This is a genomic window from Clostridium folliculivorans (assembly GCF_024341905.1).
Lineage (GTDB): Bacteria > Bacillota > Clostridia > Clostridiales > Clostridiaceae > Clostridium_AR > Clostridium_AR folliculivorans.
On sequence record NZ_BQXY01000001.1, the window covers coordinates 750,880 to 774,847 of the forward strand.

At 31.5% G+C, this 23,968-nt stretch carries 23 protein-coding genes; 17 read left to right on the forward strand and 6 right to left on the reverse strand.

Going from position 1 to position 23,968, the window contains the following annotated elements:
- Positions 1-22 precede the first annotated feature (22 nt).
- Entirely contained in the window at positions 23-763 is a 741-nt protein-coding gene (locus OCU55_RS03265) for a YebC/PmpR family DNA-binding transcriptional regulator (RefSeq protein ID WP_261850880.1), read from the forward strand.
- Positions 764-1,438: 675 nt separating this feature from the next.
- On the opposite strand, the gene OCU55_RS03270 is transcribed toward OCU55_RS03265, so the two are convergent.
- From OCU55_RS03270 to sufC, 6 genes are all read right to left on the reverse strand, one after another.
- A complete protein-coding gene (locus tag OCU55_RS03270) occupies positions 1,439-3,664 on the reverse strand; it encodes a sensor domain-containing diguanylate cyclase (RefSeq protein WP_261850881.1) in 2,226 nt (741 codons plus the stop codon).
- A gap of 228 nt (positions 3,665-3,892) precedes the next feature.
- Positions 3,893-4,321, reverse strand: a complete 429-nt coding sequence (gene sufU, locus OCU55_RS03275) for a Fe-S cluster assembly sulfur transfer protein SufU (RefSeq protein WP_261850882.1) — start codon at positions 4,319-4,321, stop codon at positions 3,893-3,895.
- On the reverse strand, positions 4,308-5,534 hold the full coding sequence (locus tag OCU55_RS03280) for a cysteine desulfurase (RefSeq protein WP_261850883.1): 1,227 nt from the start codon (positions 5,532-5,534) through the stop codon (positions 4,308-4,310). Before OCU55_RS03280 ends, sufU begins: the two co-directional genes overlap by 14 nt.
- Positions 5,527-6,636: a Fe-S cluster assembly protein SufD gene (gene sufD, locus OCU55_RS03285; protein ID WP_261850884.1), complete on the reverse strand. Its 1,110-nt coding sequence runs from the start codon at positions 6,634-6,636 to the stop codon at positions 5,527-5,529. The genes OCU55_RS03280 and sufD overlap by 8 nt, the downstream gene beginning before the upstream one ends.
- Before the next feature lie 13 nt (positions 6,637-6,649).
- Positions 6,650-8,050, reverse strand: coding sequence for a Fe-S cluster assembly protein SufB (gene sufB / locus OCU55_RS03290; RefSeq protein ID WP_261850885.1), 1,401 nt, complete (start codon positions 8,048-8,050; stop codon positions 6,650-6,652).
- Between the two features lie 8 nt (positions 8,051-8,058).
- The gene (gene sufC / locus OCU55_RS03295) at positions 8,059-8,811 is read right to left on the reverse strand and encodes a Fe-S cluster assembly ATPase SufC (protein ID WP_261850886.1); all 753 of its coding nucleotides are present in this window, start codon (positions 8,809-8,811) and stop codon (positions 8,059-8,061) included.
- A 208-nt stretch (positions 8,812-9,019) separates the two neighbouring features.
- On the opposite strand from sufC, the gene OCU55_RS03300 reads away from it, so the two are divergent.
- From OCU55_RS03300 to OCU55_RS03375, 16 genes are all read left to right on the forward strand, one after another.
- A complete protein-coding gene (locus OCU55_RS03300) occupies positions 9,020-9,607 on the forward strand; it encodes a hypothetical protein (protein ID WP_261850887.1) in 588 nt (195 codons plus the stop codon).
- A gap of 732 nt (positions 9,608-10,339) precedes the next feature.
- Entirely contained in the window at positions 10,340-10,945 is a 606-nt protein-coding gene (ruvA, locus tag OCU55_RS03305; RefSeq protein ID WP_261850888.1) for a Holliday junction branch migration protein RuvA, read from the forward strand.
- A gap of 13 nt (positions 10,946-10,958) precedes the next feature.
- Entirely contained in the window at positions 10,959-11,996 is a 1,038-nt protein-coding gene (ruvB, locus tag OCU55_RS03310) for a Holliday junction branch migration DNA helicase RuvB (RefSeq protein WP_261850889.1), read from the forward strand.
- A gap of 11 nt (positions 11,997-12,007) precedes the next feature.
- Positions 12,008-13,033 carry a tRNA preQ1(34) S-adenosylmethionine ribosyltransferase-isomerase QueA gene (gene queA, locus OCU55_RS03315; RefSeq protein ID WP_261850890.1) on the forward strand — a complete coding sequence of 342 codons (1,026 nt, stop codon included), beginning with the start codon at positions 12,008-12,010 and terminating at the stop codon, positions 13,031-13,033.
- 23 nt (positions 13,034-13,056) lie between these two features.
- Positions 13,057-14,196: a tRNA guanosine(34) transglycosylase Tgt gene (gene tgt, locus OCU55_RS03320; RefSeq protein ID WP_261850891.1), complete on the forward strand. Its 1,140-nt coding sequence runs from the start codon at positions 13,057-13,059 to the stop codon at positions 14,194-14,196.
- A 32-nt stretch (positions 14,197-14,228) separates the two neighbouring features.
- Positions 14,229-14,507 (forward strand): preprotein translocase subunit YajC, encoded by a 279-nt coding sequence (gene yajC / locus OCU55_RS03325; RefSeq protein WP_261850892.1) that lies wholly within the window; start codon positions 14,229-14,231, stop codon positions 14,505-14,507.
- Positions 14,508-14,560: 53 nt separating this feature from the next.
- Positions 14,561-14,929 carry a TIGR04086 family membrane protein gene (locus OCU55_RS03330; RefSeq protein ID WP_261850893.1) on the forward strand — a complete coding sequence of 123 codons (369 nt, stop codon included), beginning with the start codon at positions 14,561-14,563 and terminating at the stop codon, positions 14,927-14,929.
- Positions 14,930-14,998: 69 nt separating this feature from the next.
- Positions 14,999-15,136, forward strand: a complete 138-nt coding sequence (gene scfA / locus OCU55_RS03335) for a six-cysteine ranthipeptide SCIFF (RefSeq protein ID WP_128212712.1) — start codon at positions 14,999-15,001, stop codon at positions 15,134-15,136.
- Between the two features lie 70 nt (positions 15,137-15,206).
- On the forward strand, positions 15,207-16,568 hold the full coding sequence (gene scfB, locus OCU55_RS03340; protein ID WP_261850894.1) for a thioether cross-link-forming SCIFF peptide maturase: 1,362 nt from the start codon (positions 15,207-15,209) through the stop codon (positions 16,566-16,568).
- 76 nt (positions 16,569-16,644) lie between these two features.
- The gene (secD, locus tag OCU55_RS03345) at positions 16,645-17,910 is read left to right on the forward strand and encodes a protein translocase subunit SecD (RefSeq protein WP_261850895.1); all 1,266 of its coding nucleotides are present in this window, start codon (positions 16,645-16,647) and stop codon (positions 17,908-17,910) included.
- 5 nt (positions 17,911-17,915) lie between these two features.
- Entirely contained in the window at positions 17,916-18,785 is an 870-nt protein-coding gene (gene secF, locus OCU55_RS03350) for a protein translocase subunit SecF (RefSeq protein WP_261850896.1), read from the forward strand.
- A gap of 148 nt (positions 18,786-18,933) precedes the next feature.
- Positions 18,934-19,785 carry a DHH family phosphoesterase gene (locus OCU55_RS03355; protein WP_261850897.1) on the forward strand — a complete coding sequence of 284 codons (852 nt, stop codon included), beginning with the start codon at positions 18,934-18,936 and terminating at the stop codon, positions 19,783-19,785.
- Between the two features lie 38 nt (positions 19,786-19,823).
- Complete coding sequence (locus OCU55_RS03360) at positions 19,824-20,342, forward strand: adenine phosphoribosyltransferase (protein ID WP_206868621.1); 519 nt, start codon at positions 19,824-19,826, stop codon at positions 20,340-20,342.
- A 181-nt stretch (positions 20,343-20,523) separates the two neighbouring features.
- Positions 20,524-22,707 (forward strand): RelA/SpoT family protein, encoded by a 2,184-nt coding sequence (locus OCU55_RS03365; protein ID WP_261850898.1) that lies wholly within the window; start codon positions 20,524-20,526, stop codon positions 22,705-22,707.
- A 189-nt stretch (positions 22,708-22,896) separates the two neighbouring features.
- Positions 22,897-23,346, forward strand: coding sequence for a D-aminoacyl-tRNA deacylase (gene dtd / locus OCU55_RS03370; RefSeq protein WP_261850899.1), 450 nt, complete (start codon positions 22,897-22,899; stop codon positions 23,344-23,346).
- Positions 23,347-23,358: 12 nt separating this feature from the next.
- Positions 23,359-23,958: an MBL fold metallo-hydrolase gene (locus OCU55_RS03375; protein ID WP_261850900.1), complete on the forward strand. Its 600-nt coding sequence runs from the start codon at positions 23,359-23,361 to the stop codon at positions 23,956-23,958.
- The last annotated feature ends 10 nt before the right edge of the window (positions 23,959-23,968 follow it).

Consider the following 23,968-nt stretch of genomic DNA (forward strand, 5'->3'; position numbering starts at 1 on the left):
ATGATGGTTAGGAGGAACAATAATGTCAGGACATTCAAAATGGCATAATATACAAGCAAAAAAAGGTAAAGTTGATTCTAAAAGAGGTAAGGTTTTTACTAAAATAGGTAAAGAGCTTGCCATGGCAATCAAAAATGGTGGAGCAAATCTTGATACAAATTCGAAGCTTAGAGATGTTGTGGCTAAAGCAAAAGCTGCAAATATGCCTAATGATAATATACAAAGAGCAATAAAGAAAGCTGCTGGTGAAGCAGATACAGTTACATATGAAGAAATAGTTTATGAAGGATATGGTCCATCAGGAATAGCTGTTATAGTTGAAACATTAACTGACAACAAGAACAGAACTGCTGGTAACGTAAGACACGCTTTCACAAAGCAAGGTGGAAACATGGGAGCTTTAGGATGCGTAAGCTTTATGTTCCAAAAGAAGGGTGAAATAGTAATAGAAAAATCTGATTCAGTAGATGAAGATGAATTGATGATGATGGCACTAGATGCAGGTGCTGAAGATTTTTCATCTGAAGATGAAGTGTTTGTTATAATGACTACACCTGAAGATTTTGGTTCTGTAAGAGAAACTTTAGAGACTAATGGTTTAGAGTTCTTAGAAGCTGATATTAAAGCAGTTGCAGATACATACACAGCGATAGATGAAGAAACAGCAGTTAAGTTCCAAAAGATGCTTGATCAATTAGAAGATGATGATGACGTTCAGAATGTTTATCACAATGCTGAGTTCCCTGAAGGATGGGAAGGATAGTAGGTCTTAAGTAAGCATTTGCAATGAGATAGAAGATTTTTTATTATTTGAAAAGTGAGTTTTGGCTGTGATATATGTCAAAACTCACTTAGTTATGATATATGTAATATTATTTATGGCTTTATACGTAAAAGCACTCTTAAAAGTTGTATTAAAACAACTATAGGAGTGTTTTTTTAGTATATATTTTAAAATGATAGAGTATACGACCTATTGAATATAGGTGATGTTTATTGATAATCTTAGAATTTTTTATCCTAGAAAGTGTAAAATTATTCAAGTAGAATAGAGAGAGTTTATAAAGAAAAAAATAAGGGGGGACACTGCGTGTAGCGGTGTCCAGGTAAGGTTAGGAGAAAGAACACAACAATCCAAGTGTTCTTGTGTATAATTATAAACTATGTTAACATTAATATCAAGCTTTTGTAACAAAAATAATTAATTAATGTGAATATATCGAAGCTGTTTGGTTTTAAAGCGATGATTAAGTTTTAGCTCAAAATTAGGTTTGATATTGTGAAAAATATGAGTTGTATTATTAAATAAGTATAACTTTATTTATATTTTTGTTTAAAATTGAATTAAACGGTTAAAGACACTAATCAAGTAAAATTAAACTTGGTTAGTGTATTTAACCGTAATACAAATTTATAAAGTCAAACTCATAGTATTATTTTAATTAATAAAACTAGCTGTCTGATTTTTTCCTCTTTTCTTTGCAAGATATAGAGCATCATCGGCTTTGTTTATAAATTCATTTATAGTTAATTCAGTACTTGGAACAAGTGAAGTTATTCCAATGGATAATGTTACTTTATCAGATACTGAGGAGAATTTATGTGGAATATTTGCCATAGCCACTTTTCGCCTTAAGCTTTCACCAAAGTCTAAAGCTCTGTCTAGCTGATATTCAGGTAATACAACTACAAATTCATCTCCACCATATCTTGCAGGAAAATAATTTTCATCTTTAACGCTTGATAGAATATTAGCGATGGTAACAATACACCTATCACCGGCTATATGACCATAGTTATCATTATATTCTTTAAAGTTATCTATATCGAAAATTATTAAAGATAAAACTTTTTTCTCTTGTACATGCTTTTCCCAAAGCTCATATAGATATTTGTCAAGTTTTCTTCTATTAGGAATTTTAGTCATACTATCATTTTCAGAAAGAAATAATAATTTTTCATTTAATCTCTTAAGTTCAAATTGAACAGTATGTGTTTTCTCTATCTCCATCTCCAATTGTTTTGATTTTATAGCGTTATTTATAGCAATTGCAGCATATGAGGAAAGTGATTTAACCATTTCTACATGATAAGATGTAAAAGAGTTTTTTTTCTCACTTTGTATGGACATGACACCAATTATATTAGAGTTTACCTTAAGAGGACAGAAGATTAAAGATTGTAACTCATATTGATCTTTATTCATAACGGCTTTGTATGTTTCGCTATCCATGTATTTTGAAAATTCTTTATTCATATCATTAATGATTACAAAGTCTTCGGTTTCAATACATATGCTAGTAAAGTTTGAATGGTTTTTGACATTAGTGCTTTTCTTTTTTTTCTTTTTTCCGTGCTCAATTACATCTAAATAGTTAACTACTGAGTTTTCATCATCGTATAGACCTATGCTTAAATACGTTAAATCCATAAAGTTTTTTATACTTGAATAAAGAATATCAATAATAGAGTCTAAATCTAAACTCGAAGTGATCTTTTGTCCTAATTCACTTATTATAGATAATTTCTCTACAACCATTTGAAGAGATTCCGATTTTCTTTGCAGATTTTCATTATTATCTATAATTTCCTTTTTTTCTATCTCAATTTTTTTGATTTTTTTACTTATATTCAAGTTGTTTATTCTATGCTTATTTAAATATGCAGCATTAATTCTTTCATTTTCTAAATGCATGTTAAAATAATTAAAAGCAGTTTGAAAATCTTTAAGTTCAGCATAAAATATTGATAGAATAGAAGCGGTCTCAGATATTTTTTCTACAAAATTGTTTTTTATAGATAGATCATAAGCTTTATGAAGAATAGTTAAAGATTTTTCAAGATCATTTCTATCCTTAAGATATTGATAATAGTTTACATATACATCTATTTCATTATAGGGCGAACTTTGAGCACCAATTCTATCTATTGTGATATTGAAATACTCATCCGCCTTATCAAAATCATTCTTCTTCCAATATGTAAGGGCTGCAAGTTTATAACATTCTGGTTGACCTAATGTATAGTTATATTTTTTGAAATATTCAAGTGCTCTAAAGGATAAGATATTTGCTTTATCATACTCATGAAGTAAATAATATAATTCTCCTAAGCTAAGAATTGTTACACCTTTAGAGAATTGAAAATCATAATTTTTATCAATATAATAGGCTCTATTACAATATTCTAATGACTCATCGTAAGCTTTGAGAAGTTTATAGTTTTCAGCAATATTATTTAATGTACGAACCATTGCTTTTTCTTTAGATGAGTTAGTATCGAACTTTTTTCCCTCATCGATTAAATATGCGACTTCTTCAGCATTATTGTAGAAATCCATACCTCTTTCATAATCACCAAGCTCACTAAAAGTGTTGCCTAGTAAATTGTAGGAGCTCCATTGGAGATCATATATGTTTTCTTTAATAAAAAAATCTAGAGAGTCAAAAGTCAAAGTTATAGCTTCTTCATAATTTCCTATAGTATAGTAACAGCTAGATATCATATGCTTTGATGCTGCTGCGCCTAAATCATAGTTTATACTTTCTGATAGGGATAGGGCTTCTAATGAAAGCTTTATGGCTTTTTCAGGATTATTATATCTAACTTCATTTATCTTTAAGAGAAGCATGTCTATTTCATTTATATTATTTTCAGTATTCATAAGAACTCCCCATTTAATTTATAAAACTTTTAATTTTATTTATAAATATACCATAAACCTACATTGAATCCAACAAAATTATAATAATATGTCAAATTTTAATTAAATAATAATATTAAGGTAAAATTATTTTACTAGTTTAACCAATTATAAATATTTAATGAAAATAAAAAGGAATTCTCTAAAAAATTAGGAATCCCTTTTTTATTTATAATTAAGATGTTAAAGTTATTCAGTTTTAATAGCTTCATTTAAAGTATGCCATGCCAGTACAGCACATTTTACTCTTGCAGGCATATTAGATATATTTTTGAATATTAGAGCATCTTCAAGCTTTTCTAAATATTCATCATCGGTTATGTCTTTTTTGATCATTGATATAAAGGTATTTACAAGCTCTAATGCTTCGGTTTTTCTTTTTCCTTTAATAAGGTCTATCATTATAGAAGTAGATGCTTGTGAAATAGCACAACCTGTACCTGTGAAAGCGGCATCTTTTATATAATCACCATCAAATTTTACTTCTAGTTGTATTTCATCACCGCAGCTTGGATTGTGTCCTTTTTCAACTCTATCTAATTCTTCTAGGTGACGCTTGTTTCTAGTTGAGTTGTTATGCTCCATTATTAGTTGAGTGTATATATTACTGAGATCCATAACCAAATAACCTCCTAGCATACTCAAGTGCAGTTACTAGAGTATCTATATCTTGTTTATTATTGTAGACTGAAACGCTTAGTCTACAAGTAGAATTTATATTTAGATATCGCATAAGTGGTTGAGCACAGTGATTACCTGCTCTTACACATACTCCTTTTGAGTCTAGTATTGTAGCTAAGTCATGAGGGTGTATACCATCAATGGTAAATGATAAGACAGAGCCTAACAAATCTTTATTGCTTGTAGTATAAATCTTCACAAAACCAAGTTCGCTTAACTTATCGTAGGCATATGAAATGATTTCGTGCTCGTGCTTAATTATATTGTCTATCCCTATTGAATCTATAAAGTCAATAGCCTCTGATAGGCCGATAACGCCTTCAACGTTTTGAGTACCGCCTTCAAATTTGTGAGGTAGTTCAGCGAAGGTGGTCTCTTGCTCGTAAACATATTCTACCATATCACCACCATATAAGAATGGAGGCATTTCTTCTAGTAATTCTTGCTTTCCGTATAGTACGCCTATGCCCATAGGTGCAAACATTTTATGACCTGAAAACACCAAAAAATCAGCATCTAATTTTTGGACATCTACTTTTCTGTGGGCTATGCTCTGTGCGGCGTCGATAACAACCTTAGCTCCAACTTCATGGGCTTTATGAATTACATATTCTACAGGATTCAAGGTTCCAAGGACGTTAGAAGCATGACCTATTGCTACTAGTTTGGTCTTGTGTGTTATTTTTTTATCTATCTCATCCATTGTGTATTCATAGTTAGAGTCAATATATAAATAATTTAGTTTGCAGCCTTTTGCAATAGCTATTTGCTGCCAAGGAATAAGATTTGAGTGATGCTCTGTAATTCCTATAACTATTTCATCATCTTTATTTAATTTTAAGTTACCGTAAGAATATGCTATTAAATTTAGAGCTTCAGTAGTTCCTTTAGTAAAAATTATTTCTTTTGATGATTTGGCGTTTATAAAATCTTTTACTTTTTCTCTACCTTGTTCAAAACTATCAGTTGCTTTAACACTTAAAGTATAAGCCCCTCTATGAGGATTTGCATTTATTTCCTTATAATATTTATTCAAAGCTTCTATAACAGATAATGGCTTTTGAGTGGTGGCAGCACTATCAAGATATACCACTGGCAAGTCATTAAAACTTTGATTTAAAATAGGAAAAAGTTCTTTTAGGTTATTCATTTTTCAGTCTATCCTTAACTGAGTTCATTAATTGCTGCCTTAAATCATCTACTGGTATTTTATCTATAATAGGTGTTAGATATCCTTCTATCATAAGCTTTTTGGCATTAAGTTCACTTATACCTCTGCTCATAAGATAGAATAATGCATCTTCATCGATTTTTCCTGCTGATGCAGCATGCTGACCTTCAACGTCATGTTCACTACAAAGAAGTAGAGGAATTGAGTTGTTTCGTGCATTTTTGGATAGAAGCATAACATATTCTTCCTCAGAACCTTTTGACTTAGAAGAACCTGTCTTGAAATCCAATGTTCCTCTAAAAGTCTTTTTAGACTTATCAGCTAAAACACCTTTTACATCTATATTGCTAGAGGTCTTCTTGCCGATATGAGTCATTTTAAAGTTTATATCTATCAATCTATCTGCATCTCCATAGTAAACGGAACTAATAGTGCTTTCGCTATTATCACCTACAAGATCAGATGAATAGTTTGTTATAGCTTTTTTAGCACCCAATTCTATAGGAATAAGATTGATTTTTGCCCCTTCTTCTACTTTAGAAAAAAGAGAATTAAAGTGATTAGTATTGTAGTTTAGATTTTGTACAATAAAAATATTTACAGTGGAATCTTTTTTTGCATGTATTTTAGTAAAGCCATTGTGATAGTAAATACTTTCATCAGCAGATGTATATTTTATTAAAACATTAACTGTACTTTTTTCTCCTAAAACAATTAGGTTCTTATCTACAACCTTAGGATTTTCAGAATTTAATTCATAATCAATATAAATTAAGTCTTCAATGGTTCTATTAGCTTTTACCTCTAGTGAAAATCCACAATTATTTGAATCAATGGTTTCATCCAATTGTAATCTCGAAACACCTTCAAAATTATCTGTACTAAATGAACTAGCTAAAGTATTATATTTTTCTATTGGATGAAGAGAGTAGTCTGAAGTCTCTTTGAACTTGCAGTATTCTCTTTCGTAATTAACGCTTGGAATGTCTATCTCTTCATTTAAAGATATATTATTTACTTTAAGCCACCTAAATGTGCTTACTGGTATTGTATTTAAGTCCTTTAATATTTTGTTTTCCAATCTTCATCCCTCCTTATCCAATAGTACCTTCAAGTTCTATATTTATTAAGTTGTTCATTTCTACAGCATATTCAAGAGGTAATTCCTTTGTGATAGGATCAACAAAGCCTCTTACTATCATAGCTTTGGCTTCTTCTTCATCAATACCTCTACTCATTAAATAGAAAATTGCATCATCGCTGATTCTTCCTATTTTAGCTTCGTGTCCGATATCTACTTCATCATTTTCTATCTGAATTACTGGTATAGTATCTGATTTTGATTTACTGTCTAACATCAAGGATTCACAAGATACATAAGATTTAGAATTTACTGCATTACTGTTAATCTTTACTACACCTCTATAGATAGCAGTTCCACCATCTTTAGATATTGATTTTGAATGTATAGTAGAAGAAGTGTTTGGTGCCGCATGAACTACCTTTGTACCTGTATCTAGGGTTTGACCGCTTGATGCAAAAGTTATCCCGGTAAATTCTGATTTTGCTCCTTCGCCTTTTAGTATGCTCATTGGATAAAGCATAGAAACTTTAGAACCAAAAGATCCTGATACCCATTCGATTGTACCGTTTTTTTCTACAACACATCTTTTGGTGTTTAAGTTAAGCATGTTTCTTGACCAGTTTTCTATAGTTGAATATCTAAGCTTTGCATCTTCTCTTACAAAGAGCTCTACGCATCCAGCATGTAGATTTGTTACACTATATTTAGGTGCAGAACAACCTTCTATAAAATGGAGCTTTGCTCCTTTTTCTACAATTATTAGTGTGTGTTCAAATTGACCTGATCCAGGAGAGTTTAGTCTGAAATAACTTTGCAGTGGAATGTCTACTTGAACTCCTTCTGGTACATATACAAAAGAACCACCTGACCACACAGCACCGTGAAGTGCAGCGAACTTATGATCGCTTGGAGGAACGAGTTTCATAAAATGTTCCCTTACTATATCCTCATATTCTCTTACAGCTGTCTCCATATCAGTATACACAACGCCTTGTTTAACCAATTCTTCCTTAACATTGTGATAAACTACTTCAGAGTCGTATTGAGCTCCAACCCCTGCAAGGGATTCTCTTTCAGCTTGAGGGATACCAAGTCTTTCAAAAGTGCTCTTTATATCTTCAGGAACCTTATCCCAAGAGCCTGTCATTGGAGTATCTGGCTTAACATAAGTTACTATGTTGTCCATATCAAGTTCACTTATATCTGGGCCCCAGCTAGGCACAGATATAGAATTATATATTTTTAATGATTTAAGTCTAAAGTTTAACATCCATTCTGGCTCATTTTTTTCTTTAGATATATTAATTATTATGTCTTCTGTTAATCCTTTTTCAGACTTATAGCTAAAGTTATCTTCATTATAGATATCATAAATACCTCTATCTATGTCATCAACATATGTTTTACTCATGTTATCACCTACTTATTTATCTCACTTAGAAATTTTTCGAAACCATTATTGTTTATTTCTTCTACTAAAGATGCGCCGCCTGTATGAATTATCTTGCCATCAACTAACACGTGGACAAAATCTGGACTGATATGCTCCAGTATTTTTGTATTATGAGTTATTATAAGCATTGAGTTCTCATTGTTCTTATACATGCTAACACCTTGGGATACAAGTTTAACTGCATCTACATCCAAACCGGAATCTGTTTCATCAAGAATAGCTAGTTTAGGTTCTAAAAGTATCATTTGAAGAATTTCGTTTTTCTTCTTTTCTCCACCAGAGAAACCTACATTTAAATATCTTTCAGCGTATTCTTTATTTATTTTTAATAAGTCCATTTTCTTTTGAAGCTTCATGTTAAAGCTCAAATAACTTATCTGTTTATCTTCAATATTTGATTTTGCTGTTCTTATAAAGTTCTCAACTGTTATACCAGGTACTTCCTCAGGGGCTTGGAAGGATAAGAATATTCCTTTTTTAGCTCTTATATCTGGTTTGAGATCATTTATATTTTCACCTTCGAATAAAATATCTCCATTCACAACAGTATATTTAGGATGGCCCATTATTGTATTGGCAAGAGTTGATTTTCCGGCACCATTTGGTCCCATTACAACATGCACTTCACCTTTATTTATTTTAAGGTTTAAACCTTTTAAAATTTCCTTATCATCGACCTTTGTTTTAAGGTCATTAATTTCCAAAAGTAAATCTTTCATTATCATTGCACCTCAATTTCTTAATGTAGAGTGTTTTACTCTGAATTATATTTAAATAATAGCACCATGTGCCAATTAAGTCAATATTGGATGAATCTATATAATTCAATTATATTGTTTACAAAACTTAAAGTTTAAATACTATTGATTACAAAATTATGTATATTATTTTTGTTAACAGTCAAAAATATCCAATAGAGGTGATTATATGAAGAAAAATTTATTAAAAATATCAATTCTTATATTTATTTCTTCCATGGTATTTTTACTGAGCTATTATATTACTAAATCATACTTAGCAGATAAAAAAACGAGTGGAAGCAATGTCGTATATAATTCAGAAAATGGTTATTTAAAAGACAGTTTGAAGTTGATACTTAAAACTAAAAATCAAGGGTCAAACGAATTTGTTATTGATGGAGAGTATACTGTAAAGGAATTAAAAAAAGACTTAGGAGTAGAACAAGGACTAAATAAGGAACAGTTAGAAAAACATTTCAACTCTCTAAATTATACTATAGAGAGCATGAATGATTCTCAAATAGTTCTTAGCAGATCGTTTATAAGCAAACTTCAGCCTAAAAAATATTATTTAGGAGAGAAAAATGATTTCTTTGCTGTATACAAAACAGATGATAAAGGGATACCTTATATAGAAAATCCAGCTTCGGATATATATACAGATAAAAAGAAGGTAAGCACATTACCAGAACAAGATAAAAAGGATATAGTAAATTTTAAAAAGCAATTTAATACCAGAGATGATGCTGAAGAAGCAGCAAGTGGATACTTTTAATAATTGCTTTAGAGTTTAACAAGATGTTTATATTTTCTGGTGAAATTGAGGTATTGTAGTCAAAGATGATATATTAATTCTTTGAGAAATTTATTAAAGCATAGAAGAAGTGTTATTTGGATTTTATCGCAACACTTAAAAAAAATCTGGTTTTATAATAATAAAAAATAAATTATAGGCTTAGTAGGCAAAGAGTTTTAATATAATTTTCTACTGAGCCTTTGATTTTTGTATTGTACCTATAGGGTTCCGTTACGAAAACTTAAGTTATGCATGTTCGAAAATTGTGGCTCCTGAAGATTTTAGAGGTATGCATAACTTAATAGTTGAGATAGGAATCCTATATTTATATACTACTTCATTATAAAATTTGTATTTCTAAATTAATTTCTCAGAACCTAGAGAGTTTTTAAAATAGTTTTAAGATTGAAGTGGTACATCCGTATATATATCACTTCCAAATAAGATCTATTTATCAAGCGAAATAGCATTAATAGTTAAAATGATTGTTGATATGATTTTGAATCATATAAATGGGATATCTATAAAATAGCTGATTAAATATTAGAAGTACTAAAGATAGTGAACTGTGATTTTTTTTTGAGTCTTGAAAGTAGACTGTCATAAAATTCAATATCAATAAATAGATTTCCTCTGTTGATAAAAATAAGGTAAAATGTTAAAGTAATATGTAGGTTTAAAACTGTTTGATAGGCATTTGGAGGTATTTTAATGTACGAATACATAATAGGTAAATATAAAGGTATAAATAAAGATTATGCCGTTTTGGAAAATAGCGGAATTGGATATAAAGTTTTTACATCAGGAAGTACACTTGCAAAAATGCCTAAAGTTGATGAGGAAGTAAAGCTGTTTTTAGAACAGATAGTTAGGGAAGATTTTATAGGTCTATACGGTTTTCTAACAAAGGAAGAATTAGAATTATTTAAATTATTACTAACTATTAATGGTGTTGGGGCAAAAGCAGCATTGTCATTACTATCCATAAGCTCACCTTTAAATTTAAAGTATGCCATAATGACTGGCGATGAAAAACATATTACAAGAGCGCCTGGAGTAGGCAAGAAGACTGCTCAAAGAATAATACTTGAACTTAGGGATAAGCTTAAGCCTAATGAAGATTTAATGCCAAGTGATTTCGAGAAAAATCTCTCTGAAGATGACACTAGTTACGCTTCAAATATATCTGAAGCTTTAGCCGCATTATTAGCGTTAGGATATACTGAGAAGGAAGCTCAGAGAGCTCTTGGTAGTGTTAAACAAAATGATAGTTTAGAGAATATAGTTAAAAACTGTTTAAAAGTACTTATGAATTAAGAGGTGAACGTATTTGGAAGATAGAATAACATCATCTAATAAGAATGAAGAAGAATTTAATTCTGAATATAGCTTGAGACCTCAGAAATTGAGTGAATACATAGGGCAGGATAAGGTGAAAGAAAGACTGAGCATTTTTATACAAGCTGCCAAAAATAGAGGAGAAGCACTGGATCATGTTTTGTTTTATGGTCCACCAGGACTCGGAAAAACAACTTTAGCAAATATTATAGCAAAAGAAATGAGTGGTAATTTAAAAGTTACCTCTGGGCCTGCAATTGAAAGAGCTGGGGATCTTGCTGCTATACTTACAACTCTAAATGATAATGACGTGCTTTTTATCGATGAAATCCATAGACTTAACAGGAGCGTTGAAGAGATACTGTATCCTGCTATGGAAGATTATGCTTTGGATATAGTTATAGGAAAAGGTGCATCAGCTAAATCTATTAGAATAGACTTGCCTAAGTTTACGTTGATAGGGGCTACTACTAGAATTGGAATGTTAACTGCACCTCTTCGTGATAGATTTGGAGTGCTTTGCTCTATGGAGTACTATACCGATATACAATTAAAAGAGATCATAGTGAGATCGGCTAGTATACTTGATTGCGATATGACAGAGGAAGGTGCTTTTGAGATAGCAAGAAGATCTAGGGGAACCCCTAGAATCGCTAACAGACTTCTAAAAAGGGTTAGAGATTATTCTGAGGTTAAGGGCAATAATATTGTGGATATATATGCTGCAAGGGCTGCTCTAGAGTTGTTAGAAGTTGATAGCCAAGGCTTTGACAGAATTGATAATGGTATACTAGAAGCTATTATCGATAATTTTAACGGAGGTCCTGTTGGAATTGAAACCTTAGCTTACTTTATAGGGGAAGAATTTGATACTATAGAGGATGTATATGAACCATATCTCCTTCAAAGGGGATTTATAGTTAGGACACCAAGGGGGAGAGTTGCTACTGATAAGGCATACAAGCACTTGGGGAGAAGCAAAACAAAGAATAATGGAGATGTTAGACAATCTAGCTTATTTGACAAGTAGGAGAGGATAAAATGAAAGCAAGTGATTTTTATTTTGATTTACCAGAAGAACTTATAGCACAGATTCCTTTAGAAGAAAGAGATTCTTCAAGGCTTATGGTTCTTGATAAGGATAGTGGAGAAATAGAACATAAGATATTTCACGATGTTTTAGATTACTTTAATGAAGGAGATACTTTAGTGCTTAATAATACTAGAGTGCTTCCTGCAAGGCTTATAGGTGAAAAAGAGGCCTCTAAAGGTAAGATTGAGTTTTTACTTCTTAAAAGAGTAGACAATGATAGATGGGAATGTCTTGCTAAGCCTGGTAAAAGAGCCAAGGTGGGCACAAAGTTTACATTTGGAGATGGTAAACTAACGGCTGTGGTTAAAGATATAGCAGAAGAAGGAAATAGAATTATTGAGTTTAGCTATGACGGTATATTTGAGCAAGTTTTGGATGAATTAGGACAAATGCCTCTTCCTCCATATATACATGAGAAGTTAGAAGATAAAGAAAGATATCAAACGGTATATTCAAAGGAAAAGGGATCTGCAGCAGCACCTACAGCAGGTCTACATTTTACAAAGGAATTACTTGAAGAGATAAAGCAAAGAGGTGTAAATGTAGTGTATCTTACTCTTCATGTTGGTCTTGGAACATTTAGACCAGTTAAGGTTGAAGATGTAGAAAATCATAATATGCACTCAGAGTTTTATCAGCTTTCTAAAGAAACTGCTGAGATTATAAACAATACAAAAAAAGCAGGGAAAAGGGTAATAGCAGTTGGAACTACTTCTACTAGGACATTGGAAACTATAGCTGATAGCGAAGGTGTTTTAAAAGAATCTAGTGGTTGGACTGATATATTTATATATCCTGGATACGAATACAAGGTAGTAGATGCTTTGATAACGAATTTTCATCTGCCAGAATCTACTCTTATAATGCTTGTAAGTGCATTGGCAGGTAAAGAAAATATACTAAATGCTTATAATATAGCTGTTAAAGAAGGCTATAGATTTTTCTCCTTTGGAGATGCTATGTTTATACATTAAAAGTTAGATAAGGAAGTGGAACTTTGACTAAGAGATATACTTTACTAAAAAAAGATGGAAAAGCAAGAAGAGGGCAATTTGATACTCCTCATGGAACTATACAAACACCTGTATTTATGAATGTTGGGACATTAGCAGCTATTAAAGGTGCTGTATCTTCAATGGACTTGAAGGAAATAAACTGTCAAGTAGAACTTTCTAATACATACCATCTACATTTAAGACCGAGTGATAAGGTTGTTAAAAAGATGGGTGGACTACATAAATTTATGAATTGGGATAGACCAATTCTTACTGATTCAGGTGGGTTTCAAGTTTTCTCTTTATCAAGTATGAGGAAGATTAAGGAGGAAGGGGTTTATTTTAACTCACATCTAGATGGAAGAAAGATTTTTATGGGGCCAGAAGAAAGTATGCAGATACAGAGTAATCTTGCATCAACTATTGCTATGGCTTTCGATGAATGTGTTTCTAATCCTTCACCTAGAGAATACGTGGAAGCATCTGTAGAACGAACTACAAGATGGCTTGAAAGATGCGTAAAAGAAATGAAAAGACTTAATTCTTTAGAAGATACAATAAATAAAGAACAACTTCTATTTGGAATAAACCAAGGTGGAGTTTATGATGATATAAGAATTGAGCATGCAAAAACAATAGCAAAGATGGATTTGGATGGTTATGCTATTGGAGGTCTAGCTGTTGGAGAAACTCATGAGGAAATGTATAGAATTATTGATGCCGTAGTTCCTCATCTGCCAGAAGATAAACCGATATATCTTATGGGAGTTGGATTGCCAAGTAATATACTTGAAGCGGTTGAAAGAGGAGTGGACTTTTTCGATTGTGTACTTCCTGCTAGAAATGGAAGGCATGGACATGTGTTTACTAAAAATGGTAAGATAAATATAATGAATGCTCAATTTGAGACGGATTCAAGACCTATAGACGAGGGTTGCCAATGTCCAACTTGCAAGAATTATACAAGGGCATATATAAGACATTTATTTAAGGCTAAAGAAATGCTTGCGATGAGATTATGTGTACTCCATAATTTATATTTCTATAATACTCTAATGCAAGATATAAGAGATGCTATTGATGGCGGATATTTCGCAGACTTCAAGAAACAAAAACTTGAGGAATGGGGAGGAAGAGCCTAATATAATTAATTTACTTATAAAGGAGGATTCATATGCAATACATTATTCAACTTTTACCGTTAATAGTAGTATTCGTAATTTTTTATGCTTTACTAATAATACCGGAAAGAAAAAGAAAAAAACAATTTCAAGCAATGCTAAATGATTTAAAAATTAATGATGAGATCATTAGTAAAGGTGGTATCATCGGTAAAGTAGTAAATCTTCAAGATGATTACATAATATTAGAGAGTGGTCCTGATAGAGCTAGAATAAAGCTTTCAAGACAAGGTATAGCTAATGTTATAAATACAAAAGAAGATAATAAATAGGTTATATTACACCCCTTGTCCACATAGAATTTAGTGGATAGGGGGTGTTTATTTTGGAGTGGAGCAGGTATTTTGCAAATGTTGCAAAAGGAGTCTTGAGAGCGCTTATTGCTACTATGATTTTTGTTGTAATAATTAGTATAGTAATGAGCTTTAGTTTACTAAGTCTTAAAGCCTTAAGCGTGATGTGGGTAGTTGTCACTTGCTTGAGTATTTTGCTAGGTGCTATATACTCTTCCCGTAAAAACGGAGAAAAGGGTTGGCTTGTAGGATTTGGTGTTGGTCTTTGTTACTTTATAATTGTTTTAATTATCTCCGCTGTGTTAAAAGGTAATGTTGTTTTGTCAATAAATGACCTTTGGAGAGCTCTACTTGCCTTGGCAGTAGGGGCATTATCTGGAATGTTAGGAATAAATCTATAAAAAGTCTTTATTATACCTATTTTATGTGATATAATAACGTGGTAATCGAATAGAATGGAGGAGTATGAAATGAAGCATATTAAAACAATAAACAGATCAAGCCTTAAGAACAGTCTTTGTAAGCCAGGATGTAAGGAATGTGCTAATTCATGCCAATCAGCTTGTAAGACTTCATGTACAGTAGCGAACTTAGCGTGTGAAAATTAATTATAAAATAATGAAGTAGTGGCAGTAACTTTTAAGTTACTGCCATAAATCTAGTTAGGAGGAATTTAAATTGGCATTAATCCACAAATTTACTAAAGGTAATGAATATTATGTGATTGATGTAAATTCTGGCAGCGTTCATATAGTTGACAAGCTTATTTATGATCTTATAGATGATGAGAAGTTAAGAGATAGAGAACAATTAATAAATGATTTTTCAGGAATTTACACAAAAGAAGAAATAGAAGAAGCTTTTTATGATATAAATGAATTGATTGAGGAAGGTATGTTATATTCTGAGGATTTATATGAGGATATAGCAATGAGTGATAGAGATGATAGCTACATAAAAGCACTTTGCTTAAATGTAGTGCATGACTGTAATCTAAGATGCAAATACTGCTTTGCAGATGAAGGTGAGTACAAAGGTTGTAGAAAACCTATGAGTGCAGAAACAGGTAAAAAGGCAATAGATTGGGTTATAAAGAAATCAGGTCCAAGAAGAAATATAGAAGTGGATCTTTTTGGTGGCGAACCACTTATGGTATTCGATACTATTAAGGAAATAGTTGATTATGCTAGAGTACAAGAAAAGATACACAAAAAGAATATTCGATTTACAATGACAACAAATGCAACATTATTAAATGATGAAATAATGGAATATATTGATAAAAACATGGGAAATATAATACTGTCTATAGATGGTAGAAAAAATATCAATGATGCTGTAAGAGTAAGGGTAGATGGAAGCGGCAGTTATGATAGAATATTGCCTAGAATAAAGCAAATGGTTGATAAGAGAGATAAATCTAAGCAATATTATGCTAGAGGTACTTTTACAAGAAATAATACAGATTTCTTTGAGGATGTAATGGCTTTAGCTAATGAAGGGTTTAAAGAAATATCCATAGAGCCAGTTGTTCTTCCAGATGAACATGAACTTTCACTCAGAAGAGAGGATTTACCGGTTATATTTGATCAATATGATAAACTTTATGATGAAATGGTTAAGAGATATAAAGAAGGAAAAGACCAATTTACATTCTATCATTTTAATATTGATTTAAACGGTGGTCCATGTGTATATAAGAGAATATCTGGATGTGGTGCAGGTCATGAATATGTTGCTATAACTCCTGATGGAGAAATATATCCATGTCATCAATTTGTAGGAAACAAAGATTTCCTAATCGGTAATTTAGATACATTAGAAATTGATAGCGATTTAGAACAAGAATTTAAAACTGCCCATATTTATAATAAACCAAAATGTAAAGAATGCTGGGCGAGATTTTATTGCAGCGGGGGCTGTCAAGCAAACAACTTTAACTTCAATGGTGACATACATGTACCATATGAGATAGGTTGTGAGATGCAAAAAAAGAGAATTGAGTGTGCGATTGCTCTTAAAGCTGTTACAATGGAATAGAAACCTCCCATTTATTGACATAATGTGGGGCAGGTATTATAATTTACTGTATGAGAATTAACAGAGGGGGATAAAAATGAAAACAAAAGGCAAAGGCAAAAGTATTACACTTTTTACTCTCTGCGTTGTAGGAATATTTTTTCTAGCATTCGCAGGCTTTCATGGTCTTGTTGTCGGTTCTGGTTCAAACCAGTGGGAATTCAAATCATTTGAAAAGTCAATTACAAAAGGATTGGATTTGCAAGGTGGAGTATCTGTGCTTATGGAGATTCAGTCAGATAAAACAGTTAGCAAAGATGATCTTAACAAAACTAAAGAAATGCTTTCTCTTAGAGTTAACAAAGCGGGTGTTGCCGAAACGGTTGTTACAACAGAGGGTAACAAAAGAATTAGGATTGATATTCCAGGACAATACGATTCTAAGAGTATTGTAGACAGCTTAAGTAAAACTGGAGAATTAAGCTTTAAAGATCCTGACGGAAATGTATTATTAACTGGTAAGGATGTTAAAAAGGCAACTTCAGGAACAGATCAACAAACAGGTCAAATAATTGTTTCACTTGAATTTAATGATGCAGGAAAGAAAAAATTTGCAGATGCAACTACAAAGCTTATTGGAAAGCAAATCTCAATATCTATGGATGAAGATGTGCTTACAAGCCCAGTGGTTCAAAATGCAATTATAGATGGAAAAGCTCAAATTACAGGAAATAAAACAGCTGAAGAAGCTAATAAAATAGCTGCAATAATAAATGCAGGTGCACTTCCTATGCCTGTAAAGGCAGTATCTACTCAAACTGTAGGCGCTCAGCTTGGTGCGAATGCATTGCCTAATGCATTAAAAGCAGGAGCTGTAGGTATATGTATCATATTTGTATTTATGCTTCTATATTATAGAGGACCAGGATTAATTGCCTGTCTTGGATTAACTTTATTTATATCACTTGTTTTATTCACCTTTATTGGTGTTGGTGTTACGCTTACATTACCTGGTATAGCTGCACTTTTACTTACTATAGGTATGGCGGTTGATGCAAATGTACTTATGTTTGAAAGAATAAGAGAAGAGTTAAGAACTGGAAAATCGGTAAAAACATCAGTTAAAGCTGGTTTCCACAATGCGATGTCATCAATAATTGACTCGAATTTAACTACTATAATATCATCACTTGTATTATATTTCCTAGGATCAGGACCTGTAAAAGGCTTTGCTCTTACACTTTTAATAGGTGTTATCTTAAGTATGTTTACTGCTATAGTGATAGTTAGATTATTGATGAACTTAGCTGTAAATGCTGGATTCTTAAGCAAACCATCGTTATTCAGGGTGAAAAGGGGGTAAAGCAGATGTTTAAGATTATTGAGAAAACAAAAATATGGTTTATTTCCTCTTTGTTGATAATAGCGATTGGTATTGGCTTTATGATATATAGAGGCGGACTAAACTTTGGAATTGACTTTAGAGGTGGTACGCAAATAACTATAGATTTTAAAAAAGACTTTAATAAAGCTGAAGTTGATACAATAATAAAGAAATATTTAGATGATGCTGTTTCAAATACTGTTAATAATACTCAGTTAGAACTAAAAACAAAATACATGGATACTACAAAAGTTGGTAACTTGACAAAGGACTTGAAAGATAAGTACAAGATTGAAGATAAAGATTTTACTAAACAAGAAATAGGTCAGTCAATAGGTAGTGAGCTTACTAAAAATTCTTTTATTGCATTAGGAATATCTTTAATAGTAATTCTATTATATATTGCAGTAAGATTTGAATTTAATTTTGGTATAGCATCCATTGCAGCGTTGGTACATGACGTGCTAATAACTTTAACTGTATACTCTGTGTTTAACATACCAGTTAACACACCGTTTATAGCAGCAATTCTTACTATAATAGGTTATTCAATGAGTGATACAATAGTAATTTTTGATAGAATAAGAGAAAATACTAAGAAATATAGAAGAATGCATTATGTTGAACTTGCCAATAGAAGTATAACACAAACTTTTGCGAGATCAATTAATACTGCTTTGACAACATTAATTACAACAAGTGCAGTTTATTTCTTTGTGCCTTCTGTAAGAGATTTTGCTTTTCCTCTTATAATAGGAATAGTTTCTGGAGCTTATTCATCAATCTTTATAGCAAGTCCAATTTGGGTTATGCTTAAAAATAGAAAAGAAAAAGCTAAAGTAAAAACAGCTTAAAAGTGTTTTTTTTATCAGATAATTTGACAAAAAGTTGCAGACCTTCACGTAAATTGTGGAGGTCTGTCATATTTTCTCCAAAAGTGTTTGTCAAAACTACAAATTTAAATTATAATATAGTTGTTTTCTATTTTTGGAGGAGTTAGTCATGGAAAAATTTTGGGAGAGCATTTATCGCCCTAGCTATATAACTGGATACAATCCATTTATAATAAAAAATATGAATAAGGCCATAGAAAGATTGGTTAAAGCAATAAACCTAAGAGAAAAGATCGTTATATACTCAGGTTGCGATGTTGATGGTTTGTGCGGCTTAGCCTCCCTTTTACTTGTTTTGAAATACTTAAATGCAGATGTTGAGTATTATGTAAGTGATGAAAAGAACAATTCGCACAATTTAGAGACTGAAACTCTAAAAAATCACATACATTTTTTAGGAGCAGAGCTTCTTATAACTGTAGGCTGTGGGATAGAATCGAAAGAACAAGAAATTCTTTGCAACAATTTAGGTATCGATTTGATTATTACAGAAAATAGAAAGTTAAAACCTGATTTTAGAGCAATTTATATAAATCCAAGCCAAGATGGCTGTTCATATAGATATAAAAGTTTATCTGCTTCAGGAGTAACTTTTAAATTGATGCAAGCAATTGCAATATATTATAATATGAAGAGTATAAATAGATATTTGGATTTAATTTTAATTGGTACTATTTCATCTGAAGCAGAGGATAAAGGAGAAAACTCTGTTTTTATTAAGGAAGGAGCTAACTTTCTTAATAACACCAATAACTATGGATTAAGAGCTATAATGGAATTCTATAATATTGTTGAATTTAATTATGATAGAATAAGAAAAATAATAGATGTTATAACTCCTGCAATTGGGGCTGTGGACAAGAAGGATAATGCTAGAATCGTTGTGGAACTTTTAACGACTAATGATATATCAAGGGCAAGACAAATAACAAAATACTTATATAATGAAAAGATTAGATAAGGTTACATAATCAATTAATAATTATTGGAGGAGTAAAAATGGATATAAAAAGTAAGATTAGAATAATTGATAACTTTCCTAAGGAAGGAATAAGCTTTAAGGATATTACAACTTTAATAGGTGATGGAGAAGGTTTGAGAGCTTCAATTGATGAAATTGCTAACTATCTAAAAGAAAAGCAAATTGATGTTGTGGTAGGACCTGAAGCAAGAGGGTTTATTTTTGGAGTTCCAGTTGCGTATGCATTAGGAGTTGGTTTTGTTCCAGTTAGAAAAAAGGGTAAGCTTCCTTTTGATACAGTAGCAGTAGAGTATGAATTAGAGTATGGTAAGGATTGCTTGGAGATTCATAAGGATTCTATAAAGCCAGGCGCAAGAGTTGCTATTGTAGACGATTTATTAGCTACAGGTGGTACTATCGGTGCTGTTGCAAAGCTTATAGAACAGGTTGGTGGTGAAGTAGTATCACTTGCTTTTGCTATAGAGCTTACTGAACTTAACGGAAGAGATAAACTTAAGAATTATGATATAACATCATTAGTTCAATATGATTTGTAAAAAAAATCATTAAATATGTAATGCTGAGAAAAATATATATAATAACAAAACATACATCTATATATTCATTGAAAAATCGATATATATATAATATAATGGTAGATATATTTGGCTGGTTAATAAACCAGCCTTTGACTTTAGATACGGAATTTAACAATTATGAACGAGGAGTGTAATTCGTATGCTTGATATTTTAATTGATAAAGTTAAATATAACTGTAATAACGTAGATCTAGCACTTATAGAAAAAGCATATAATTTGGCTGCAGATGCACACAAATCCCAAAAAAGAGAATCTGGTGAACCGTACATAATTCATCCTGAGAGTGTAGCTTCAATACTAGCAGAGTTAGGTATGGATACAAATACTATAGCTGCAGGGCTTTTGCATGATGTTATAGAAGATACGAATTATACTTATAATGATATAAAAAACATGTTCAATGAGGAAGTAGCTAATCTTGTTGAAGGTGTAACTAAGCTTGATATGATTAGGTATAAGACAAAAGAGGAACAGCAGGCTGATAATGTAAGAAAAATGCTTCTTGCAATGGCAAAAGACATAAGAGTGATTATTATAAAGCTAGCGGATAGGCTTCATAATATGAGAACTTTAAAGTTTATGCCTGAAGAAAAACAAAAAGAAAAAGCTAAGGAAACCTTAGATATTTTTGCACCTCTCGCACATAGACTAGGTATGTCTAAAATAAAATGGGAACTTGAGGATTTAGCATTTAGATATCTACATTCAGAAGAATATTATGATTTAGTAAAACAAATTGCTGAAAAAAGAGCAGAGAGAGAAAATTATATTGAAAGCATAATAAATGAACTTACCGAAAATCTAGAAAATGCAGGTATAGACTCAGATATTGATGGAAGACCAAAACATTTTTATAGTATATATAGAAAGATGGTAAATAAGAACAAGAATATAGAGCAAATCTTTGATCTTACTGCTATAAGGATCTTAGTAAATTCTGTTAAGGATTGTTATGCAGCTTTAGGTATAGTTCATACAATTTATAAGCCATTACCAGGTAGATTTAAGGATTATATAGCTATGCCTAAACCTAACATGTATCAATCTCTTCATACTACTGTAATAGGTCATCAAGGCAAAACTTTTGAAATCCAAATAAGAACTTTTGAAATGCATAAAACTGCTGAATATGGTATAGCTGCACACTGGAAGTATAAAGAAGGGGCTGCTGAAAGTAGAGAAGATTCCTTTGAAACTAAGCTATCGTGGCTTAGAGATATGCTTGAATGGCAGAAGGACACTGCAGATGCAGAAGAATTCATGGAAGGCTTCAAACTGGATTTATTTTCAGATGAAATATTCGTATTTACACCAAAAGGAATTGTTATAAGTTTACCAAATGACGCAACGCCAATTGATTTTGCATATAAGATACATACTGATGTAGGCAATAAGTGTGTAGGATCAAAAGTAAATGGTAAAATGGTTCCTTTGGATTATAGATTAAAAACTGGTGAAATAGTTGAGATACTTACATCATCAGTTGCTAAAGGACCTAATATTGATTGGCTTAATATTGCTGCAAGTAATCAAGCTAAGAGCAAGATAAAACAGTGGTTCAAGAGAGCAAAGAGAGAAGAAAATATTGATAAAGGTAAAGACCTTATAGAGCGTGAATCAAAAAAACAACTTGTGAATTTTGTAGACCTTTTAAAAGGTGAAGGGTATGAGAAGCTCTTAAAGAAGTATAACAACCTTAGAAATATAGATGATATATATGCTGCTGTTGGCATTGGAATGGTATCTGCATCTACAATAATATCTAGGTTGAAAGAATATAGTGTTAATGATAAGGTAGTACAGTCTAATGAACAAATAACAAAGAACATAGAAGAACATATATCAAAAGGTGAAAGAGTACATAAAAAAGATATTAATTACGGAATAACTGTAAAAGGTGAAAGTAATTTAATGGTTCGTTTTGCTAAGTGCTGTAATCCAGTGCCAGGTGATGAAGTTGTTGGATTTATTACAAGAGGTAGAGGAATTTCAGTACATAGAAAAGATTGCACTAACTTTAAAACTATAATGAATGAAGAACCAGAAAAGATAGTTGAAGTAAATTGGGGTGGTGCAAAAGGTGCTTATACCGCTGAAATTCAAGTTAGGTCAGAAGATAGAGATGGACTTCTTGCTGATATCATGACTGTGATTACAGAATCAAAGCTTCCTTTAAATGGGCTGAATGCAAATTCCACTAAGACTAATACAGCTTTAATAAATATTAAGGTTAAGATAGATAATGTAGAACAACTTAAAGAGCTAATGAGAAAGATAAGAAAGCTTAAAGGAGTTCTAGATGTATATAGAATGAATAGTTAAGATTGTACCAATATTTTTTATATATTAATTATGTTTAAATGCAGTGTTGAAATTGAGGTGTCATTACTTCGATATTTCAAGGAACTTCGATAGTAATATCTTAATTTCAACAATAATATTAAACAAGGTAAAAAATGAATTTGAGTATGTTTTGGTACAGCTATAAGAATAATAATAGGATGTGATGGAATGAGAGCAGTTGTTCAAAGAGTAAGGAGCTCTTCTGTTACTGTTGATAATAATATTGTTGGTGAAATAGCTATTGGTTTTAACGTACTTTTAGGTATAAGTAAAGATGATAATATTGATGACCTAAAGTACATAAAGGACAAAATCATAAATCTTAGAGTATTTGAAGATGAAAACGGAAAAATGAATAAATCTCTTCAAGATGTAAATGGTGAACTTCTCTTGATATCTCAGTTTACTTTGTATGGTGACTGTAGAAAAGGAAGAAGACCTAATTTCATGGAAGCGCTTGGAGGAGAAGAGGCAAAAAAACTTTATGATATGTTTGTTGACATGTGTAAAAGTGAAGATATAAAAGTTGAAACAGGAATATTTGGAGCAGATATGAAGGTTCAGATATTAAATGATGGACCAGTAACTTTAATACTTGATAGTAAAAAGAATTTTTAAGGAGGTCTTGATATGAATATAGCTAGAATTCCAGTTGGTTCAAATCTTGAAAATTGCTATATTGTTGTAAATGACGAGACTAATGAAGGGATTATTGTAGATCCAGGCGCAGATAGTGAAAAGATAATAGATTTTATAGATTCTAAAAATATAAAGCCAGTAGTTATTCTAATAACCCATGGACACTTTGATCATGTTGGTGCAGTAGTAGATATTATGGATAAGTATGGAGTGGAGTTTTATATAAACGAAATTGAAGAAGAACTTATACTGAAAAATACTTATGTTTTTGGTAACTTACCAAAGGCTAACCACTATCTTACAGATGATCAAGAGTTAGAATTTGCAGGGATTAAGATTAAGTGCATACACACACCAGGTCATACACCAGGTGGAATGTGTCTATTAATAGGGGATATACTTATCGCTGGTGATACTTTGTTTCAGCAGTCAATAGGAAGAACTGACTTTACAGGTGGAGATTTTGCAACGCTAATAAATAGCATAACTGAAAAACTTATGGTTTTAGATGATTCTGTAAGAGTATTACCTGGTCATGGTGATACTACTACTATTGGATTCGAAAGAAGTAATAATCCATTTTTGGAATAGTTTATACCTT

Excerpts from the sequence above, each read along its gene's own strand:
- OCU55_RS03265 (WP_261850880.1), top strand. The coding sequence starts at position 23 with ATGTCAGGACATTCAAAATGGCATAATATACAAGCAAAAAAAGGTAAA.
- OCU55_RS03270 (WP_261850881.1), bottom strand. The coding sequence starts at position 3,664 with ATGAATACTGAAAATAATATAAATGAAATAGACATGCTTCTCTTAAAG.
- sufU (WP_261850882.1), bottom strand. The coding sequence starts at position 4,321 with ATGGATCTCAGTAATATATACACTCAACTAATAATGGAGCATAACAAC.
- OCU55_RS03280 (WP_261850883.1), bottom strand. The coding sequence starts at position 5,534 with ATGAATAACCTAAAAGAACTTTTTCCTATTTTAAATCAAAGTTTTAAT.
- sufB (WP_261850885.1), bottom strand. The coding sequence starts at position 8,050 with ATGAGTAAAACATATGTTGATGACATAGATAGAGGTATTTATGATATC.
- sufC (WP_261850886.1), bottom strand. The coding sequence starts at position 8,811 with ATGAAAGATTTACTTTTGGAAATTAATGACCTTAAAACAAAGGTCGAT.
- OCU55_RS03300 (WP_261850887.1), top strand. The coding sequence starts at position 9,020 with ATGAAGAAAAATTTATTAAAAATATCAATTCTTATATTTATTTCTTCC.
- ruvA (WP_261850888.1), top strand. The coding sequence starts at position 10,340 with ATGTACGAATACATAATAGGTAAATATAAAGGTATAAATAAAGATTAT.
- queA (WP_261850890.1), top strand. The coding sequence starts at position 12,008 with ATGAAAGCAAGTGATTTTTATTTTGATTTACCAGAAGAACTTATAGCA.
- yajC (WP_261850892.1), top strand. The coding sequence starts at position 14,229 with ATGCAATACATTATTCAACTTTTACCGTTAATAGTAGTATTCGTAATT.
- scfA (WP_128212712.1), top strand. The coding sequence starts at position 14,999 with ATGAAGCATATTAAAACAATAAACAGATCAAGCCTTAAGAACAGTCTT.
- secD (WP_261850895.1), top strand. The coding sequence starts at position 16,645 with ATGAAAACAAAAGGCAAAGGCAAAAGTATTACACTTTTTACTCTCTGC.
- secF (WP_261850896.1), top strand. The coding sequence starts at position 17,916 with ATGTTTAAGATTATTGAGAAAACAAAAATATGGTTTATTTCCTCTTTG.
- OCU55_RS03355 (WP_261850897.1), top strand. The coding sequence starts at position 18,934 with ATGGAAAAATTTTGGGAGAGCATTTATCGCCCTAGCTATATAACTGGA.
- OCU55_RS03360 (WP_206868621.1), top strand. The coding sequence starts at position 19,824 with ATGGATATAAAAAGTAAGATTAGAATAATTGATAACTTTCCTAAGGAA.
- OCU55_RS03365 (WP_261850898.1), top strand. The coding sequence starts at position 20,524 with ATGCTTGATATTTTAATTGATAAAGTTAAATATAACTGTAATAACGTA.
- dtd (WP_261850899.1), top strand. The coding sequence starts at position 22,897 with ATGAGAGCAGTTGTTCAAAGAGTAAGGAGCTCTTCTGTTACTGTTGAT.
- OCU55_RS03375 (WP_261850900.1), top strand. The coding sequence starts at position 23,359 with ATGAATATAGCTAGAATTCCAGTTGGTTCAAATCTTGAAAATTGCTAT.